The organism is Variovorax sp. YR634 (genome assembly GCF_900106655.1).
GTDB lineage: Bacteria > Pseudomonadota > Gammaproteobacteria > Burkholderiales > Burkholderiaceae_C > Variovorax.
This window is the reverse complement of the sequence record NZ_FNOL01000003.1, coordinates 95526-115175: the sequence shown is the minus strand read 5'-3', so window position 1 is coordinate 115175 and position 19650 is coordinate 95526. Positions and strand designations below refer to the sequence as shown.

19 protein-coding genes are annotated in these 19650 nt (G+C 65.9%); 18 read left to right on the top strand and 1 reads right to left on the bottom strand.

All coding sequences use genetic code 11. The features are described 5' to 3' along the window. Positions 1–15 precede the first annotated feature (15 nt). Positions 16–822 carry an outer membrane protein assembly factor BamD gene (locus tag BLV60_RS07295; protein WP_093052233.1) on the bottom strand — a complete coding sequence of 269 codons (807 nt, stop codon included), beginning with the start codon at positions 820–822 and terminating at the stop codon, positions 16–18. A gap of 23 nt (positions 823–845) precedes the next feature. Between BLV60_RS07295 and BLV60_RS07290 the strand changes: the two genes are divergently transcribed. The 18 genes from BLV60_RS07290 to BLV60_RS07205 all read left to right on the top strand — a co-directional run bounded on the left by BLV60_RS07290 (position 846) and on the right by BLV60_RS07205 (position 19627). Further along, positions 846–1871 carry an RluA family pseudouridine synthase gene (locus tag BLV60_RS07290; RefSeq protein ID WP_371127358.1) on the top strand — a complete coding sequence of 342 codons (1026 nt, stop codon included), beginning with the start codon at positions 846–848 and terminating at the stop codon, positions 1869–1871. A 129-nt stretch (positions 1872–2000) separates the two neighbouring features. Beyond that, positions 2001–2924 carry an SMC-Scp complex subunit ScpB gene (gene scpB, locus BLV60_RS07285; RefSeq protein WP_093052227.1) on the top strand — a complete coding sequence of 308 codons (924 nt, stop codon included), beginning with the start codon at positions 2001–2003 and terminating at the stop codon, positions 2922–2924. Next, complete coding sequence (locus BLV60_RS07280) at positions 2921–4777, top strand: pseudouridine synthase (protein ID WP_093052224.1); 1857 nt, start codon at positions 2921–2923, stop codon at positions 4775–4777. Before scpB ends, BLV60_RS07280 begins: the two co-directional genes overlap by 4 nt. Before the next feature lie 153 nt (positions 4778–4930). Further along, positions 4931–5356 carry a nucleoside-diphosphate kinase gene (ndk, locus tag BLV60_RS07275; protein WP_093052220.1) on the top strand — a complete coding sequence of 142 codons (426 nt, stop codon included), beginning with the start codon at positions 4931–4933 and terminating at the stop codon, positions 5354–5356. 21 nt (positions 5357–5377) lie between these two features. After that, positions 5378–6526 (top strand): dual-specificity RNA methyltransferase RlmN, encoded by a 1149-nt coding sequence (gene rlmN, locus BLV60_RS07270; protein ID WP_093052217.1) that lies wholly within the window; start codon positions 5378–5380, stop codon positions 6524–6526. A 4-nt stretch (positions 6527–6530) separates the two neighbouring features. Next, a complete protein-coding gene (gene pilW / locus BLV60_RS07265; protein WP_093052215.1) occupies positions 6531–7385 on the top strand; it encodes a type IV pilus biogenesis/stability protein PilW in 855 nt (284 codons plus the stop codon). Continuing rightward, positions 7378–8337, top strand: coding sequence for a helix-turn-helix domain-containing protein (locus BLV60_RS07260; protein WP_093052212.1), 960 nt, complete (start codon positions 7378–7380; stop codon positions 8335–8337). Before pilW ends, BLV60_RS07260 begins: the two co-directional genes overlap by 8 nt. Further along, the gene (gene ispG, locus BLV60_RS07255) at positions 8334–9611 is read left to right on the top strand and encodes a flavodoxin-dependent (E)-4-hydroxy-3-methylbut-2-enyl-diphosphate synthase (RefSeq protein ID WP_093052209.1); all 1278 of its coding nucleotides are present in this window, start codon (positions 8334–8336) and stop codon (positions 9609–9611) included. The genes BLV60_RS07260 and ispG overlap by 4 nt, the downstream gene beginning before the upstream one ends. Positions 9612–9626: 15 nt before the next feature. Then, positions 9627–10937, top strand: a complete 1311-nt coding sequence (gene hisS, locus BLV60_RS07250; protein ID WP_093052206.1) for a histidine--tRNA ligase — start codon at positions 9627–9629, stop codon at positions 10935–10937. Between the two features lie 6 nt (positions 10938–10943). Further along, positions 10944–11636, top strand: coding sequence for a YfgM family protein (locus BLV60_RS07245; protein WP_093052203.1), 693 nt, complete (start codon positions 10944–10946; stop codon positions 11634–11636). Positions 11637–11643: 7 nt separating this feature from the next. Further along, positions 11644–12786, top strand: coding sequence for an outer membrane protein assembly factor BamB (gene bamB, locus BLV60_RS07240; protein WP_093052200.1), 1143 nt, complete (start codon positions 11644–11646; stop codon positions 12784–12786). A 57-nt stretch (positions 12787–12843) separates the two neighbouring features. Then, on the top strand, positions 12844–14187 hold the full coding sequence (gene der / locus BLV60_RS07235) for a ribosome biogenesis GTPase Der (RefSeq protein WP_056598124.1): 1344 nt from the start codon (positions 12844–12846) through the stop codon (positions 14185–14187). A gap of 146 nt (positions 14188–14333) precedes the next feature. Further along, positions 14334–14597, top strand: a complete 264-nt coding sequence (hfq, locus tag BLV60_RS07230; protein ID WP_018902784.1) for an RNA chaperone Hfq — start codon at positions 14334–14336, stop codon at positions 14595–14597. Positions 14598–14652: 55 nt separating this feature from the next. Beyond that, complete coding sequence (gene hflX / locus BLV60_RS07225) at positions 14653–15834, top strand: GTPase HflX (protein ID WP_093052197.1); 1182 nt, start codon at positions 14653–14655, stop codon at positions 15832–15834. A 74-nt stretch (positions 15835–15908) separates the two neighbouring features. Beyond that, positions 15909–17288 (top strand): FtsH protease activity modulator HflK, encoded by a 1380-nt coding sequence (hflK, locus tag BLV60_RS07220; protein WP_093052194.1) that lies wholly within the window; start codon positions 15909–15911, stop codon positions 17286–17288. Positions 17289–17305: 17 nt separating this feature from the next. Further along, entirely contained in the window at positions 17306–18205 is a 900-nt protein-coding gene (gene hflC / locus BLV60_RS07215) for a protease modulator HflC (RefSeq protein ID WP_093052191.1), read from the top strand. A gap of 16 nt (positions 18206–18221) precedes the next feature. After that, entirely contained in the window at positions 18222–18410 is a 189-nt protein-coding gene (locus BLV60_RS07210) for a DUF2065 domain-containing protein (protein WP_081269108.1), read from the top strand. A gap of 56 nt (positions 18411–18466) precedes the next feature. Next, the gene (locus BLV60_RS07205; RefSeq protein WP_093052188.1) at positions 18467–19627 is read left to right on the top strand and encodes an ATP phosphoribosyltransferase regulatory subunit; all 1161 of its coding nucleotides are present in this window, start codon (positions 18467–18469) and stop codon (positions 19625–19627) included. Positions 19628–19650: the final 23 nt, after the last annotated feature.

Below are 19650 nucleotides of genomic sequence, written 5' to 3'. Positions count from 1 at the left end.
GCGTGCTCTGGTGGCTTACCAGAGCTTCCACCAAGGGTCGTCCTTGCCCTTGAAACCGTTAGCGAGGTAGGTGCTCTGCGGATAGTTGGTGGTCAGCACGCGCTGGGCGTCGTCGCGCAGGTCCTTCATGCCGAGGGCGTCGTACGACTTCACCATGATGAACAGGGCTTCTTCGAGCGCCGGCACTTCGCGGTAGTCGGCCAGTGCAATCTGGGCCCGGTTGATGGCTGCCAGGTAGGCGCCGCGCGAGTAGTAGTAGCGTGCCACGTGAACTTCGTACTGCGCGAGCGAGTTCACGATGTAGTTCATGCGCTGGCGCGCGTCAGGGGCGTAGCGCGAATCGGGGAAGCGCGTGACGAGGTCCTTGAACGATTCGAACGATTCCTTGGCGGCCTTCTGGTCGCGCTCGGACAGGTCCTGGCGCGTCATGAACGCGAACATGCCGAGGTCGTCGTTGAAGTTGATCACGCCCTTGAGGTACAGCGCGTAGTCGAGAGCCGTGCTCGCCGGATGCAACTTCATGAAGCGGTCGATGGTGGCGATGGCGCTCGCCTTTTCGCCCGACTTGTACTGGGCGTAGGCCTTTTCCAGCTGCGCCTGCTGCGCGAGCGGTGTGCCGGCAGCGCGGCCTTCGAGCTTCTCGTAGAGCGGAACGGCCTTGTCGTAGGCGCCCGATCCGGCCTCTTCCTTGGCTTCAGAGTAGATGCGGTTGGGGCTCCAGTTGGCAGTCTTGTCGACGGAGGTCGACGAGCAGCCAGCTGCCAGCAGAGCCGCCGCGCTGAGCGCGATCCAGCTGGGGACCGATAATTTGGCGCGAAACATCACATACGGCTTTCGTGAAACAGTTGCCCTCAATTATATCGACCGACCCTTTGGGCAATATCCCCGAGACCGCCGAGGTGGCCGAGCTCGAAGAGGGCGCCGATCCGATCGAGCCCAGCGAGCAACGGCCTTTCGTCATCGATCCGGCCCAGCACGGCCAGCGGCTGGACCGCGCGCTTGCCGCGCTGGTACCCGAGTTTTCCCGCAGTTACCTGCAGCAATTGATCGAGGCTGGCGCGGTGGAGCTGCAGGGCCGCACACTCACCAAGGTCTCGGCCACAGTGAAGGCGGGGCAGGCCGGTCGCATCGAATTGCGCCCCACGCCCCAGAGCCAGGCCTTCCGGCCCGAGGCGATGGACATCGTCACCGTGTACGAGGACGAGCACCTGCGCATCGTCGACAAGCCCGCCGGCCTCGTGGTGCATCCGGCGCCCGGGCACTGGAGCGGCACGCTGCTGAACGGCCTGCTGGCGCTGGACCCGAAGGCGGTGCTGCTGCCGCGCGCCGGCATCGTGCACCGGCTCGACCGCGACACCAGCGGCCTGATGGTGGTGGCGCGCACCCGCGCCGCCATGGACGCGATGGTGGCGTTGATCGCCGCCCGCGAGGTCAAGCGGCAGTACCTGGCCATCGGCCACAAGCCGTGGGAGGGCGCCGCGGCCCGCCAGGTCGACGCCCCCATCGGCCGCGACCCGCGCAACCGGCTGCGCATGGCCGTGGTCGATCTTGAGCGGCATGCGGGCAAGACGGCGCGCACGCTGATCGAGCGGCTCGACAGCAACGCCGAAGGCTGCGCTGTGCGCTGCACGCTCGAAACCGGGCGCACCCACCAGATCCGCGTGCACATGGCGTCGATCGGTCATCCGCTGGTGGGAGACGCGCTTTATGGCGGCGCGCCGGCTGCCGGGCTGTCTCGCCAGGCGCTGCATGCATTCAGGCTGGCCTTCGTGCATCCCGTCACGCAAGAGGCGATGGAGTTCCGTTCGCCGCCACCGCCAGATCTCGTCCAGGCTTTGCAGTCCTGGGGGCTGGATTACAATCGCGCCTGACGGCCCGAGGGCCGCGCCGGTCACCCAAGGCCGGCCTTGCGTTGCATTTGCCGCGTGCCTGCAGCGCCTACTCCTTTCATCCTTCTGAACAAGCGTCCCTGAGGCGCCTTTTCCCGGATAACGCGAACCATGAATACGGCGGATGCCAAGCGCATTCTCGAAACCGCCTTGATCTGTTCGAGCCAGCCGTTGCCGGTGCGCGATATGCGCGTGCTGTTCGACGACGAACTGGGTGTGGACACCATCAAGGTGCTGTTGCTTGAACTGCAGGAAGACTGGGCGCAACGCGGCCTGGAACTTGTGAGCGTCGGCAGCGGCTGGCGCTTCCAGAGCCGGCCGGAGATGCGCGACCACCTCGACCGCCTGCACCCCGAGAAGCCGCCGCGCTACACGCGCGCCGCACTCGAGACGCTGGCCATCATTGCCTATCGGCAGCCGGCCACGCGCGGCGACATGGAAGACATCCGCGGCGTGACGATCAATTCGTTGATCCTTAAGCAACTGGAAGATCGCGGCTGGGTCGAAGTCATCGGCCACCGCGAAACGGTCGGCCGCCCGGCGCTGTATGCAACCACGCGCCAGTTTCTTGACGACCTGGGCCTGGCCTCGCTCGATCAGCTGCCATTGATCGAGACGCCCGCGCAGCAGGCCGCGCTGGTCGATGCGCTCGAGCGGGCGTCGGGTGAGCAGCAGGGGCTGCCTATCGATGCCGTGCCGGAGGCTGAAGCATTGGCCGAGGGCGATGCGGATGCATCGGCGATGGCAGAGCTGGAGCCCGCCGCAGCCGAAGCCGACGCCGAAGTTACTGAGGCGGAGCAGGAAGTCGCTGCCTCGCAGCAAGACGAAGCAGTGCCGGCAGAAGAGCCCGCCGTCATCGACATGGCGCCAGAAGTCGCCGAAGAAGCGGTCGAAGCCGCCGAAGCGCAGTTTGCCGAGAACGCGGCAGACACCGAATCCCCCGCCGAGCCCGCCCAGGCGCCGTCGCCAGAACCCGATGCCCCGTCCCAGGACGAGGCCGACCCTCACGCTCCCTCTCCCGGAAAAACCTCATGAGCACAACCGACACCGAAGACGCGGCGATGCTGCCGGCCGAGCCCGAAGTCAAAAAGAAGAAGAGGGCGACCACGCCCAAGAAGGCTGCAGGTGATGCTATTGAATCGGTAGCGCCAGAGGTTGCGGCGCAGGAAGTCGCAGCGCCGGCGGAGGCTGAAGCACCCAAGAAGCCACGCGCGCCTCGCAAGAAGAAGCCGGTGGAGCAGGCTGTGGCGGATGAGGCGGCGGCGTTGCCCGTCGCGGAAGCGTCCGAGATGGCCGTGCCGGTAGCTGTTGTTGCAGAGGAAGCTCCGGTTGTTTTCGCTGCCGTCGAAGAAGAAGCTCGAGATCCGGCGCCGGTCGAGGCCGCCCGCCAGGCGCCACGGCCCGAACAAGCCGATCGCATCCACGACCAGGACGACGAAGAACGGGACGAGGACGAAGACGAAGAAGAGCCCGACGAGGAAGAAGACGACCTCGACCGTGCCCGTCGCGCCGCCGAGCGCGAGCAGCGCAATGCGTTGCCGCCCGAGCCGATCCGCTTCGCGGACGTCATCTCCGGCCAGTTCGATGCCGACGAAGAAAGCCCCGAAGTCCCGCCGCTCAAGCGCGTGCTGCTGCCCGAGGCCGATTCGCCCAAACTGCACAAGGTGCTGGCGCAAGCCGGCCTCGGCTCGCGGCTCGAAATGGAGCAGCTGATTCTCCAGGGCCGCATTTCCGTCAACAACGAGCCGGCCCACATCGGCCAGCGCATCCAGTTCGGCGACCAGGTCAAGATCAACGGCAAGCCGATCCGCTACCGCATCGCGCCTCCGCCGCCCCGCGTGATCGCGTATCACAAGCCCGTGGGCGAGGTGGTTACGCATGACGATCCGCAGAACCGCCCGACCGTGTTCCGCAAGCTGCCGCGCCTGCAGCAGGGCAAGTGGCAGTCGGTCGGCCGTCTCGACCTGAACACCGAAGGCCTGCTGCTGTTCAGCAGCTCCGGCGACCTGGCCAATCAGCTCATGCACCCGCGCTTCGGCCTGGAGCGCGAGTACGCGGTGCGCGTGCTGGGTGCGCTCACCAGCGAAGAAAAGCAGAAGCTGCTCGACGGCGTGCGCCTCGACGACGGTATGGCGCAGTTCGGCACCATCGAAGACGGTGGTGGCGAGGGCTCGAATTGCTGGTATCGCGTGACCATTTCCGAAGGGCGCAACCGCGAAGTGCGCCGCCTGTTCGAGTCGGTGGGCCATGCGGTCAGCCGGCTGATCCGCATCCGCTACGGTGCCATGGTGCTGCCGCGCGGCCTGAAGCGCGGTGCCTGGATGGAGCTCGACGAGCGCGACATCCGAGCGCTGTTCCAGGCCTCCGGTGGCGCGGCTGCCCGGCCCGGTCCGCAGCAGCAGCGCGGCCCCGGGCAAGAGGGCGGTGGCGGCAATGGCCGCAACGGGCGCAACAAGAAGCGCCGGGGCAACCGCAATGGTGGCGGTGGTGGACAGCCGCCGCGCGACATGCGCGATGCACGCGAAGATGGCGGACGCGAAGCGCCGATTCCGAATCCGCTTGGCGATGGCCGTCCGCCGCGCGGCGACCGGGGTGCCCGCCCCAATCGTGGCGGTGGCAATGGCGGCCCGCCCCAGGGGCAGGGACGCCGTGGCAACAGCGGCAACCGCCAGGGCGGCGGCAATCGCCAGCAGGGCGACGACCGTCAACCGAGCGGCGCCAATCAGCCCGATCCGATGAAGACCTCGTTGGGGTACATCGGTGCCGACAGCTTCTCGCGCCAGCGCAAGGAGCAGCGCGGAGGCCCGCGTCGTGGTGGAGGCGGGGGCGGTGGTGGCGGCTTCGGCGGTCAGGGCGGCCAAGGCGGCGGACGCCGTCGCGGGCGCTGAAAGCCAGCCGTCGGAGCGCGGCCTTTCGCGGGGTTTTCACCAATCCGCAAGGCTGCGCCGGTTAAAATCAGAGGCTTTGTCGACATGTGACGCAACAAATTCGTTGCAGTTGTGACAAAACACTTCAAAATCAAAGCTCCAGGAAGCATTTCAATGGCTATCGAACGTACCCTCTCCATCATCAAGCCCGACGCAGTTGCCAAGAACGTCATCGGCAAGATCGTTTCCCGTTTTGAAGCTGCTGGCCTCAAGATCGTCGCCGCCAAGCTGGTGCACCTGTCGCGCAACGAAGCCGAACAGTTCTACGCCGTGCACAAGGAGCGTCCCTTCTTCAAGGACCTGGTCGAGTTCATGATCTCGGGCCCCGTGTTCGTGCAAGTGCTCGAAGGCGAAAACGCCATCGCCAAGAACCGCGATCTGATGGGCGCCACCGACCCCAAGAAGGCAGCCGCCGGCACCATCCGCGCCGACTTCGCCGACAGCATCGACGCCAACGCAGTGCACGGTTCGGACGCTGCCGAAACCGCAGCGAACGAAGTCGCTTTCTTCTTCGCCGGCCTCAACGTCTACGCACGCTGAAGCCGCATCTCGACCGATTCCATGACCACGGCCAATCTGCTCGACTTCGATCTCGAGGGGTTGGCTGCGTTCTGCGAAAAACTCGGCGAGAAAAAATTCCGCGCCACGCAGCTGTTCCGCTGGATTCACCAGCGTGGCGCCAGCGACTTCACCCAGATGACCGATCTGGCGAAGTCGCTGCGCGAGAAACTCGCGACCACTGCGCGCGTGGAGGCCCTGCCGGTCATCACGCAGCACGAATCCAAGGACGGCACGATCAAGTGGCTGTTCGACGTCGGTGACGGCAATGCCGTCGAAGCCGTATTCATTCCCGAGGATGACCGCGGCACCTTGTGCGTGTCGTCCCAGGCCGGCTGTGCGGTCGGTTGCCGCTTTTGCTCGACTGGGCATCAGGGCTTCAGCCGCAACCTGAGCACGGGCGAAATCGTCGCCCAGCTCTGGTTTGCCGAACACTTCCTGCGCAAGCACCTGAAGCGCGACGAGCGCGTCATCTCCAACGTGGTGATGATGGGCATGGGCGAGCCGCTGCAGAACTACTCGGCGCTGGTGCCCGCGCTGCGCACCATGCTCGACGACAACGCCTACGGGCTGTCGCGCCGCCGCGTGACGGTGTCGACCTCCGGCGTGGTGCCGATGATCGACCGCCTGGGCGCCGATTGCCCGGTGGCCATGGCCGTTTCGCTGCATGCGCCGAACGACGCGCTGCGCGACGACCTCGTGCCGCTCAATCGCAAATACCCGATCGCCGAACTGATCGAGGCCTGCAAGCGCTATCTGGCGCATGCGCCGCGCGACTTCATCACCTTCGAATACTGCATGCTGGATGGCGTGAACGATCAGCCCGAGCATGCGCGGCAGCTCGTCGAACTGGTGCGCACGCACGGCATCTCGTGCAAGTTCAACCTGATTCCTTTCAACCCGTTTCCGGCCTCGGGTCTGTTGCGCTCGCCGCAGCCGCGCGTGCTGGCATTCGCCAGGACGCTGAGCGAAGCTGGTCTCGTGACTACGGTGCGCAAGACGCGCGGCGACGACATCGATGCCGCCTGCGGCCAGCTCGCCGGCGACGTCAAGGACCGCACCCGCGCGGCCGAGCGCATGGCCCAGCGCCGTGCAACTGAGCGCCCCGTTGTTTTGCATCCGGTCCGCAAGGCCGCCCCCCAGGAGCATTGAACTGATGAGCATGGTCATTCCGACGACGACCGCGAATGTGCAGCGGATGCTGACTACAGGTTTCGCGGGTGTCGCCGTGGCGTTGCTGCTTGCGGGCTGCGTGAACACGCGCACCACCACCACCAGCCTGGCCGACACCAGCTCGGGCAAGGGGACCGAGGTGGTCACCGAATCCGACGAGTCCAGCCGGCAGCGCCGCGCGCGCCTGCGCATGGAACTGGCCGCCGGCTATTTCGAGCATGGCCAGACCACCGTCGCGCTCGACGAGATCAAGCAGGCGCTGGTCGCCGACCCCAACAACGCCGACGCCTACAACCTGCGCGGCCTGGTCTACATGCGGCTCGACGACGCCGGCATGGCCGAAGACAGCTTCCGCCGCGCCATCGCCATCAATCCGCGCGACCCCAACGCGCGCCACAACTACGGCTGGCTGCTGTGCCAGCAGAACCGCTATGGCGATGCGGCTGCGCAGTTCACCGAGGCATTGGCAGTGCCGAGCTATGCCGACCGCGCCAAGACGCTCATGACGCAGGGCGTGTGCGAGCTCAAGGCCGGGCAGCGCGTGCAGGCCGAGCGCAGCCTCATGCAGGCCTACGAGATCGACGCCGGCAATCCGGTTGTTGGCTTCAACCTTGCTTCGGTGTTGGCGCAGCGCGAAGAATGGTCGCGCGCGCAGTTCTATATTCGCCGCGTCAACAACAGTGCCTCGGCCAGCGCCGAGACGCTCTGGCTCGGCATCAAGATCGAACGAAAGCTGAACAACCGCGAGGCAGTCGCGCAGTTGGGAGGCCAACTGCAACGACGCTTCCCCCAGTCGCGGGAGGCAACAGCGTACGAGCGCGGGAATTTCAATGACTGATCGGGTTTCGGAGTTCGGCACTTCCGCAGCACTGCCGCTGGAAGAAGGCGACATCACGCACAAGACGGCCGGCGACCTGCTGCGCGAGGCGCGCGAAGCGCATGGCCTGCACGTCGAGATGGTGGCGGCCGCCCTCAAGGTGCCGCCGCAGAAGCTCATGGCGCTTGAAGCGGACGACATTGCCTCGCTGCCGGACCCGGTCTTCGCTCGCGCCCTGGCGAGCAGTGTCTGCCGTGCTTTGCGCATCGACCCGGCGCCCGTGCTTGCGAAGCTGCCCAGCACGCAAAGGGTGTCGCTGGCCGAGGCCGACCGAACCCTTCGAACGAACATCACTTCGGGCACGCCGCGCTGGAACAGCAGCGGACGCTCCAGCGGGCTGCCTTCGCGCGGATTGCTGATCGTGGTGCTGGTGCTGCTGGTTGGCGCGGCTGCGTTGTTCTGGTTGCCGCAATCGGTGTTCGACCAGATCAGTGCTTCCGTGTCGCGCCTGACGGCGCGCAGCGAGACTGATACCGAATCGGCGCCAGCGAACGGACCGGCTTCGGCCAGCGCAACTGGCGCCGTGGCCGAAACGGTGCCCTCGCAGGCTGTGGCACCGAGCGCTCCGGTGGGCCAGGCGCCCGCCGCAGTCGCTGCCAATGCGCCATCTGCCCCCGCGGCGGTTGCGGTTGCCCCCGCCGCTCCCGTGGCGACTGCCGCAAGCGCAAGTAGTCAGCAACTCGTTTTCGTGGCACGTGAAGAGTGCTGGATCACCGTAACCGAAGCCGGCGGCAAGCAGTTGCTGCGTCGCAGCCTGCAGGCCGGCGAAACGGTCGGCCTGTCGGGCGCGCTGCCACTGTCGGTGGTGGTGGGCCGTGCGTCGGCGGTCGATGTGCAGGTAAGCGGCAAGCCTTACGATCTGACGCCTGTCACGCGCGGCGGTGGCGTGGCGCGTTTCGAGGTGAAATCGTGACCGACTGCTATCCCGATCCCATTCCATCGGCGGCGCCCAAGGCGCGCCGCTCGCGCCAGTCCAGCGTGACCTGGGGCTCGCGTGTGGTTACGGTGGGTGGCGACGCCCCCGTGCGCGTGCAGTCCATGACCAACACCGACACCGTGGATGCCATCGGCACCGCGATCCAGGTGAAGGAGCTGGCCATCGCCGGCTCGGAAATGGTCCGTATCACAGTCAACACGCCCGAAGCCGCGGCGCAGGTGCCCTACATCCGCGAGCAGCTCGATCGCATGGGCATCGACGTGCCGCTGATCGGCGACTTCCACTACAACGGCCACCGTCTGCTCACCGACTATCCGGCCTGCGCCGAAGCGCTGAGCAAGTACCGCATCAACCCCGGCAACGTGGGCAAGGGCGACAAGCGCGACCGCCAGTTCGGCCAGATGATCGACGCGGCCATGCGCTGGAACAAGCCCGTGCGCATCGGTGTCAACTGGGGCAGCCTCGACCAGGAACTGCTCGCCAGCCTGATGGACACCAACAGCCAGCGCGCCGAGCCGTGGGACGCCAAGCAGGTGATGTACGAGGCGCTGATCACCTCGGCCATCGAGTCCGCGAAGCTCGCCGAATCGATGGGCATGGCTGGCAACCAGGTCATCCTGTCGTGCAAGGTGAGCGGTGTGCAGGATCTGATCTCGGTTTACCGCGAGCTGGCCCGCCGCTGCGACTATGCGCTGCACCTGGGCCTCACCGAGGCCGGCATGGGCACCAAGGGCACGGTGGCATCGGCCACGGCGCTGTCGATCCTGCTGCAGGAGGGCATCGGCGACACCATTCGAGTGTCGCTCACGCCGCAGCCGGGCGAGTCGCGTACGCAGGAGGTGGTGATCGCCTCCGAAATCCTCCAGGCGCTGGGGCTGCGCGTGTTCGTGCCCAGCGTTACGGCCTGCCCGGGCTGCGGCCGCACCACCAGCACAACCTTCCAGGAACTGGCCAAGCAGATCGACGACTATCTGCGCATGCAGATGCCGGTCTGGCGCAAGAAATATCCGGGCGTCGAGACGATGAAGGTGGCCGTCATGGGCTGCATCGTCAACGGCCCTGGCGAAAGCAAGCATGCCGACATCGGCATCAGCCTGCCCGGCACCGGCGAGGCGCCCGCCGCGCCGGTCTTCATCGACGGCGAAAAGGCACTCACGCTGCGCGGCGACAATATCGCCAACGAGTTTCACCAGCTCGTCGAAACCTACATCGAAAAGCGCTTCGGCGGCGAACACGCTGTCGCGGCCTGACACCTCCGCAGACTCATGGCTGAAAAATTGAATGCCGTCAAAGGCATGAACGACATATTGCCGCCCGAATCGGCGCGCTGGGAATGGCTCGAGGCCACCGTGCGCGACCTGATGGGGCGCTATGCGTACCGTAACGTCCGCACGCCGATCCTCGAGCACACGGCGCTGTTCGTGCGCGGCATCGGCGAAGTGACGGACATCGTCGAGAAGGAGATGTACTCCTTCCACGACCGTTCGGACAAGTACGGCGACAACGACCACCTGACGCTGCGCCCCGAGAACACCGCCGGCATCGTGCGGGCCGCGATCGAGCACAACATGCTCTACGACGGCGGCAAGCGCCTGTGGGCCATCGGGCCGATGTTCCGGCGCGAAAAGCCGCAGCGCGGGCGTTTCCGGCAGTTCCACCAGATCGACGTCGAGGCGCTGGGCTTTGCCGGTCCCGACGTCGACGCTGAATTGATCCTGCTCGCGAGCGCGCTCTGGAAGGCGATCGGCCTGACCGACGTGCGGCTGGAACTCAACAGCCTTGGCCAACCGGCAGAGCGGGCGCAGCACCGTGCCCAGCTCATCGCGCACTTCGAGGCACATGCCGACAAGCTCGACGAGGACGGCAAGCGCCGCCTGCACAGCAACCCGCTGCGCATCCTCGACACCAAGAATCCGGCGATGAAGGACGTGGTCGAGTCGGCGCCGAGACTGATGGATTTCCTCGGTGCCGAATCGCTGGCGCACTTCGAGGGGTTGAAGGCCATCCTCGATGCCAACGGCGTTGCCTACACCATCAACCCGCGCCTCGTGCGCGGCCTCGACTACTACAACCTCAGCGTGTTCGAGTTCGTGACCGACCGGCTCGGCTCGCAGGGCACGGTGTGCGCCGGCGGCCGCTATGACGGCCTGTTCGAGCAACTCGGCGGCAAGCCTGCGCCTGCAGTGGGATGGGCGATCGGCGTGGAGCGCGTGCTCGACCTCATGAAGGAGCAGGGCACCCAGATCCCGGTACGGGCCCCCGATGTCTATGCCGTCGTGCCCGATGCTTCCGCCATGCCGGTGGCGCTGCGCACGCTGCAGCAGTTGCGTGACGCCGGCGTGCGTGTGCAGATGCACGCCGCCACGGCGGATGGCCTCGGCAGCTTCAAGTCGCAGTTCAAGCGGGCCGACAACAGCGGCGCCACCTACGCCCTGATCTTCGGCGCCGATGAACTTGCACGCGGCGAAGTGACTCTCAAGGCGCTGCGCGACGGAAGCGGCGCGCAAACCTCCCGGCCACTTGCTGAAGTGGCCGCCTGGGCCGCCACCCTACAATCGCCGGCTCCCAACAACTGACAGCGCATGGCAACCCATCTCGACCTCGAAGAACAGGAACAGCTCGACCAGCTCAAGCATTTCTGGAATACCTACGGCACCCTGATCACTTCGGTCGTGCTGCTCGTCGCTGGCGCCTTCGTGGCCTGGAACGGCTGGCAATGGTATGGCCGCAACAAGGCGGCGCAGGCCTCGTCGCTCTACGACGAGGTCGAGAAGACCGCGCAGGCGGGCGACCCGGCACGCATCGCTCTCGTGCTCGACGACATGAAGAAGCGCTTCGCCGGCACTGCCTATGCGCAGCAGGCCGGCCTGCTGGTCGCCAAGACGCTGTACGAGAAGGGCAATGCCGCAGGCTCGCGCGCCGAGCTCGAATGGGTCGCGCAGAACGCCATCGACCCTGGCTACAAGGCCATCGCCCGGCTGCGGCTGGCGGCCGAACTGCTCGACAGCAAGTCTTACGACGATGCCCTCAAGCAGCTCGACGGCAGCGTGCCCAAGGAATTCGAACCGTTGGTGGCCGACCGCAAGGGCGACATCTACCTGGCTCAAGGCAAGCGCGCCGAAGCGCAGACCGAATACCGCAAGGCGTGGACCGGCCTTGGCGCCACCTCGGACTATCGCCGTCTGGTTGAAATCAAGCTCAACGCGGTCGGTGTCGATCCGAAGAGCCTGGCACCCGTCGTCACCGTCACACCCGCAGCCCCCAAAACTCCCTGACCGCATCATGAATTTCAAGCGTTTCATGCCTGAATCGACCGCCCTGCGTGCGGGATCAGCTCTTGTTTTGGTAGCGTTTCTCGCCGCCTGTTCTGGCACCAGCAAGCCGAAGCCGGCCGAGCTGCCTGCCAACCCGGCCCTGATGGGCGTGCGCCAGGCCTGGACTGTGCGCATCCCCGATGTCCAGTTCCCGCTCAGCACCGACGTCAGCGGCGACACGGTTACCGTGGCTGGCAGTGACGGCACGGTGGTCGCCATCGACGCCCGCGCCGGCCGCGAAACCTGGCGCGTCAGTGCCGGTGCCCCACTGGCTGCAGGTGTCGGCAGCGACGGGTCGATGGCTGCGGTCGTCACCACCAGCAACGAGCTGGTCGCCATCGAGAACGGCAAGGTCCTGTGGAAGCAGAAGCTCTCGGCCCAGGCTTTCACCGCACCGCTGGTGGCAGGCCGCCGCGTGTTCGTGCAGACCGCCGACCGCAGCATCAGCGCCTGGGACGGCCAGAGCGGCCGTCGCCTCTGGATTCAGCAGCGCGCCGGAGAAAACCTGGTGCTGCGCAAGTCGGGCGTACTCATCGCCGTGGGCGACACGCTGGTGGCCGGCATCGGCGGCCGGTTGGTTGGCATCAACCCCGCCAACGGCACTTCGCGCTGGGAGTCGCCCATTGCGGCTCCGCGCGGCACCAACGACGTGGAGCGCCTGGTCGACCTGACCGGTAGCGTGAGCCGCTTTGGAGACACGGTTTGCGCCCGCGCTTACTACGCCAGCGTCGGCTGCGTCGAGACCGTGCGAGGTTCGCTGGTCTGGAGCAAGCCGGCTTCGGGCGCGGACGGCGTCAGCGGCGACAGCGGTTTTGTCTACGGCACCGAGTCCGACGGCAGCGTCGTGGCCTGGCGCCGTGCCGATGGTGAACGCGCCTGGCAGATGAGCCGTTTCAAGAGTCGCAACCTCACCGCACCGCTGGCCGTGGGCCGTTCACTGATCGTCGGCGAAGACACCGGCACGCTGCATTTCGTCTCGCGCGAAGACGGTGCGCTGCTCAATCGCATCACGCCGGATGGCTCGGCCATCACCGTCACGCCGGTACTGGCCGGCAACACGGTCGTGGTGGTGACTGCCAAGGGTGGCGTTTTTGGCTATCGCCCTGAATAACTTTTCTTTCTTTTTCCAAGGCCCGACCATGAATACCGAGCCATCGAAAGGCCGGCCATGAAGCCGGTCGTGGCCCTGGTCGGGCGGCCCAACGTTGGCAAGTCGACCCTCTTCAACCGCCTGACCCAGACGCGCGACGCCATCGTCGCCGACTTCGCCGGACTCACGCGCGACCGTCACTACGGCAACGGCCGCCTGGGCAAGCACGAGTTCATCGTGATTGACACCGGCGGCTTCGAGCCTGACGCGGGCAGCGGTATCTACAAGGAAATGGCCAAGCAGACTCGGCAGGCCGTGGCCGAGGCCGACGTGGTGATCTTCGTGGTCGACGCCCGTGAGGGCCTCTCGGCTCAAGACCACGACATTGCCAACGAACTGCGCCGCCTTGGCAAGCCCTGTGTGCTGGCGGCCAACAAGGCCGAGGGCATGCACGACGGCACCAAGCTGGTCGACTTCTACGAACTCGGCTTCGGCGACGTGCATGGCGTGTCGGCTGCGCACGGGCAGGGCATGCGCGACCTTGTCGAGCTTGCGCTGGAGCCGCTGAACCTGCCTGATCCCGACGACGAGACGGACGAGGACGAGGTCAACAAGCCGATCAAGCTGGCCGTGGCCGGCCGGCCCAATGTGGGCAAGTCCACGTTGATCAACACCTGGCTGGGTGAAGAGCGCCTGGTGGCCTTCGACATGCCGGGCACCACGCGCGACGCCATCTCCGTGCCTTTCGAGCGAAACGGCCAGCGCTTCGAGCTGATCGACACGGCCGGCCTGCGCCGCAAGGGCAGGGTGTTCGAGGCGATCGAGAAGTTCTCGGTGGTCAAGACGCTGCAGGCCATCGAGTCGGCCAATGTCGTGCTGCTGCTGCTCGACGCCACGCAGGGCGTGACCGACCAGGATGCGCACATTGCCGGCTACATCCTCGAGAGTGGCCGCGCGGTGGTGATCGCCATCAACAAGTGGGACGCGGTCGACAGCTACCAGCGCGAGCAGATCCAGCGGCAGATCGAGACCCGGCTGCCGTTCCTGAAGTTCGCGGCGCTGCATTTCATCTCGGCCATCAAGCGCCAGGGCCTGGGCCCGGTGTGGCAGGCGATTGCGCAGGCCCACAAGTCGGCCACGCGCAAGATGTCGACCCCTGTGCTGACACGCCTGCTGCTGGAGGCGGTGCAGTTCCAGGCGCCCAAGCGCGGCGGCATGTACCGCCCCAAGCTGCGCTATGCGCATCAGGGGGGTATGAACCCGCCGGTGATCGTGATCCACGGGAATTCGCTGGAGCATGTCACCGACGCTTACAAGCGCTTCCTCGAGGGGCGCTTCCGCAAGGAATTCGACCTTGTGGGTACCCCCTTGCGCATCGAGTTCAAGAGCTCGCACAATCCATTTGCCGACAAGGACGATTGAGGGGGCTTGGCGGCCGATGGCGGCCAATGAGTTGCAGCAGGAGTGGAAGTTCCGCCTTTTGAGAACCGTTATTTTCTCAAGGCTTTTGACCCCGATTGCTGCAGCGCAGAAACCCTGTGTTAAGGTCATCTCTCCAACAACTACTCTTGAACACGGAGAATATCGTGAGCAATAAAGGGCAACTCCTGCAAGACCCGTTTCTGAACACCCTGCGTCGTGAGCACGTGCCGGTTTCCATTTATTTGGTGAACGGTATCAAGCTGCAGGGCCAGATCGAGTCTTTTGACCAGTACGTCGTGTTGCTTCGCAATACGGTGACGCAAATGGTCTACAAGCACGCCATTTCCACCATCGTGCCGGGTCGTGCCGTCAACTTCTCGGCTGCCGAGAACGACGACGCCGCAGCCTGATCGCGCGGAGCGCGGCGGCTCTGCTGCCGCGCTTTTTCCCAATTTCTGATCCCGCTTGTCTGAACTGATCCCCCGCCAGGAAGGCGCCGCCGTTCTCGTCGGCGTCGATTTCGGGCTGCCCCATTTCGACAGCGAACTCGAGGAACTCGGCCTGCTTGCGCAGACCGCGGGCCTGACGCCCGTCGCCCGTCTTGCGTGCAAGCGCAAGGCGCCCGATGCGGCATTGTTCGTTGGCAGCGGCAAGGCCGAAGAAATCAAGGAGCTGGCTGCCCTGTACAGGGCGAGCGAGGTCATCTTCGACCAGGCCCTGAGCCCCGCGCAGCAGCGCAACCTCGAGCGCCAGCTCGACGTTGCCGTCTACGACCGGACCTTCCTCATCCTCGAGATCTTCGCCCAGCGCGCGCGTTCGCACGAAGGCAAGCTGCAGGTCGAGCTGGCTCGCCTGCAGTACCTCAGCACGCGGCTGGTCCGTCGCTGGTCCCACCTGGAGCGCCAGACCGGCGGTGCCGGTGTGCGCGGCGGCCCGGGTGAAAAGCAGATCGAGCTCGACCGCCGGATGATCAGCGAGTCGATCAAGCGCACACGCGAGCGTCTTGCCAAGGTGCAGAAGCAGCGCGGCACGCAGCGCCGCCAGCGCGAGCGCCGCGAGACCTTCAACATCTCCCTGGTGGGCTACACCAACGCGGGCAAGTCGTCGCTGTTCAATGCGCTGGTCAAGGCCCGCGCCTATGCGGCCGACCAGCTGTTCGCCACGCTCGATACCACTACGCGCAACCTCTACCTGGGCAGTACCGAAGATGGACGGAGGCGGCAGGTATCGATCTCCGACACCGTGGGTTTCATCCGCGACCTGCCGCACGGCCTGGTCGATGCCTTCAAGGCCACGCTGCAGGAGGCGGTCGACGCCGACCTGCTGCTGCACGTGATCGACGCCTCCAACCCGCATTACCCCGAGCAGATGGCCGAGGTGCAGGCGGTGCTGCGCGAGATCGGTGCCGACACCGTTCCGCAGCTTTTGGTATTCAACAAGCTCGACGCCCTTGAAAGCGCGCAACATCCGCTGCATCTGCAGGACGAGATGGAAATCGACGGCGTGCAGATCCCCCGCATCTTCCTCAGCGCCAAGAGCGGTGAGGGCGTGCCGCTGTTGCGCGCCGAGCTCGCCCGGCAGTCGGGTTCCGTAGCCGATACGATGACCCCTGGGGCAAACGCTGAATTGCACGATGCAGCCGATTGATTGGGCACAATCCCGCCACTGACAAGAGAACGAAGCGAATGAATTCAAAGCCAGCGCGGAGAGGGTTTCTGGGCATGTTCAACCTGAACGATGGCCGATGGGGGCGCGGCGACGAGCCGTCGTCCTCCAACGGCGACCGCCCGGCCGGCAACCGCCCCCCCGATGCCAATCCCCCCGGCGCACCGACGCCCCCGCCTCCGGGCAACAACAACAGCAACGACAACCGTCCCCGTGGACAAGGCCCCAACCAGGGCCCGCCTGACCTCGACGAACTCTGGCGCGACCTCAATCGCAAGCTCGGCGGCTTCTTCGGCGGCAAGGGTGGCGGCAACCGTCCCAACGGCGGCAGCAGCGGCGGTGGTGGCAACGGCTACAGGCCCGACATGAAAAACGCAGGATTCGGCCTCGGCCTCGTGGCCGCAGTGGCCGTCCTGATCTGGCTCGGCACCGGCTTCTTCATCGTGAACGAAGGCCAGCAGGCCGTCGTCACGCAGTTCGGCAGCTACAAGAGCACCGTGGGTGCAGGCTTCAACTGGCGCCTGCCGTATCCCATTCAGCGCCACGAAGTGGTGGTGACCACGCAGATCCGCTCCGCCGACGTGGGCCGCGATGCCATCGTGCGCTCCACCGGCCTGCGCGAATCGGCGATGCTGACCGAAGACGAGAACATCGTCGAGATCAAGTTCGCCGTGCAGTACCGCCTGAGCGACCCGCGCGCATGGCTCTACGAGAGCAAGTCGCCCGCCGACACCGTCGTGCAGGTGGCCGAAACCTCCGTGCGCGAGGTGGTGGGCAAGATGAAGATGGACGCCGCGCTGGCCGAAGAGCGCGACCAGATCGCACCGCGCGTGCGTGCGCTGATGCAGACCATCCTCGACCGCTACAAGATCGGCGTCGAAGTCGTCGGCATCAACCTGCAGCAGGGCGGCGTGCGTCCGCCCGAGCAGGTGCAGGCCGCGTTCGACGACGTGCTCAAGGCTGGCCAGGAGCGCGAGCGCACCAAGAACGACGCGCAGGCTTATGCCAACAACGTGGTGCCGCTCGCCACTGGTACGGCTTCGCGCCTGAAGGAAGAGTCCGAGGCCTACAAGGCGCGGATCGTGGCGCAGGCCCAGGGTGATGCAGGCCGCTTCAGCGCGGTGCTGGCCGAGTACCAGAAAGCCCCGCAGGTGACGCGCGATCGCATGTACACCGACGCCATGCAGCAGATCTACGCCAGCACGACCAAGGTGCTGGTCGACAGCAAGCAGGGCTCGAACCTGCTGTACCTGCCACTCGACAAGCTCATGCAGATGAGCGGCAACAGCGGCGCCGCCGCGGCCACCCCGGTCGATGCGGCCAGTCCCAACGTTGCCGGCACCGCGCCGGCCCAGTCCTCGGTGATCCCGGTGGCCCCCGCGACGACCGATGTGCGTGGCCGCGATGGCCGCTCGCGTGACCGCGACGTGCGTTGAGAAAGGCCCGAAAGAATATGAACAGAATCGGATTCATCGCCACGTCGATCCTCGTGCTGCTCGTGCTGGCAAGCTCGACGCTCTTCGTGGTCGACCAGCGCCAGTTCGGCGTGGTCTATGCCCTCGGCCAGATCAAGCAGGTCATTACCGAGCCCGGCCTGAACTTCAAGCTGCCGCCGCCGTTCCAGAACGTGTCGTACATCGACAAGCGCCTGCTGACGCTGTCGAGCGTGGACACCGAGCCCATGCTCACCGCCGAGAAGCAGCGCGTGGTGATCGACTGGTACGTGCGCTGGCGCATCTCCGACCCGCAGGCCTACATCCGTAACGTCGGCCTCGACGAGAACGCCGGTGCGATGCAGCTCAACCGCGTGGTGCGCAATGCGTTCCAGGAAAATATCAACAAGCGCACCGTGCGTGACCTGATCTCGGTGCGCCGCGAAGCCCTCATGGCCGACGTGCAGCGCGAAGTGCTGTCGGTGGTGAAGGGTGCCAAGCCCTGGGGCGTGGACGTGGTCGACGTGCGCATCACGCGTGTCGACTACGTGGAAGCCATCACTGAATCGGTCTATCGCCGCATGGAAGCCGAACGCAAGCGCGTGGCCAACGAGCTGCGTTCGACCGGTACGGCTGAAGGCGAAAAGATTCGCGCCGATGCCGATCGCCAACGCGAGGTGATCGTGGCGAACGCCTACCGCGACGCCCAGAAGATCAAGGGTGAGGGCGATGCCCAGGCCGCTTCCGCTTACAGCGAGGCCTTCGGCCGCGATCCGCAGTTTGCGCAGTTCTACCGAAGCCTCGATGCCTACAAGCAGAGCTTTAACAAGAAGAGCGACGTGATGGTGCTCGACCCATCGTCGGACTTCTTCCGCGCCATGCAAGGCTCGGGCTCCACCACCAACGCATCTCGTCGTTGATTCTTCGCCAGGAGCCGTGAGCGCCGACACTTTCTGGAGCGCATTGGCGCTCGTCCTGGTGATCGAAGGCATCCTGCCTTTCGTCTCGCCGGGAGGGTGGCGGCGCGGCTTCGGGCAGCTCATGCAGCTGCGCGACGGCCAGCTTCGTTTCTTCGGACTTTGCAGCATCCTGCTGGGTTTGATACTGCTCTGGATCCTGGCCTAGTCTTGGGCTGGTCGCGGTCCCGGTAGAATCCCGGTTTAACCACGCCCCCGATCCCCATGTCCGCCTGGGTCCTCCCGGATCACATTGCCGATGTGCTGCCCTCCGAGGCGCGCCACATCGAAGAACTTCGACGCCAGCTGCTCGATACCGCCCGTGGCTATGGCTACGAGCTGGTGATGCCGCCGCTGCTCGAGCATCTCGAATCGCTGCTCTCGGGCACCGGCGAGGCACTCGATCTCCAAACCTTCAAGCTTGTCGACCAGCTTTCCGGCCGCAGCATGGGCCTGCGTGCCGACACCACCCCCCAGGTGGCGCGCATCGATGCCCACCTGCTGAACCGTGACGGTGTTGCCCGCCTGTGCTATTGCGGTCCGGTGCTTCACACCCGGCCAGATCGCCCGCACGCCACCCGTGAGCCCCTGCAGTTCGGCGCCGAGATCTACGGCCATGCCGGTCTCGAAGCGGACATCGAAACCTTGCTGCTGGCGCTCGACTGCCTCGATGCCGCCGGCCTGCGCGACGGCGTGATCGTCGACCTGGCCGATGCTCGCATCGTGCGCGCCTTGTTCGCTGGCGTGCCGGTCGATGCGGCCGCGCTGGCCCGGGTGCATGCAGCGCTGGCCGCCAAGGACGCGAGCGAACTCGAATCGCTCACCAAGGATTTCCCCGCCGCCTCGCGCGAGGGGCTGCGTGCCCTCATCCAGCTGTACGGCGACGCGTCGGTGCTCGACGAGGCCGCCAAGGCCCTGAAAGGCACGCCCGCCGTGGGCGCTGCTCTGGCCGACCTGAAGCAGCTCGCCGCCGGTCTGCAGGGCGTGGCCGGTCGCCAGATCAGCTTCGACCTGGCCGACCTGCGCGGCTATGCGTATTACAGCGGTATGCGCTTCGGCATCTACGTGCCCGGCGCGGCCGATTCGCTGGTGCGCGGCGGCCGCTATGACGAAGTGGGGGCCGTGTTCGGCCGCAACCGTCCGGCGGTCGGCTTCAGCCTCGACGTGCGCGAACTGGTCGGCGTGCTGCCGGCCCGCCCGCTGCGCGCCGCCATCCGTGCACCCTGGAGCGACGCGGCCGGGCTGCGTCAGGCAATTGCCCAATTGCGCAAGGCCGGCGAAACGGTAGTCTGCGTGCTGCCGGGCCATGGCAGCGAAATCGATGAATTCCACTGCGACCGCGAGCTCGTCGAGCAAGCTGGCCAGTGGACTGTCCGAGCGATCTGAATTTTTGAAGTAATGGAACGAGC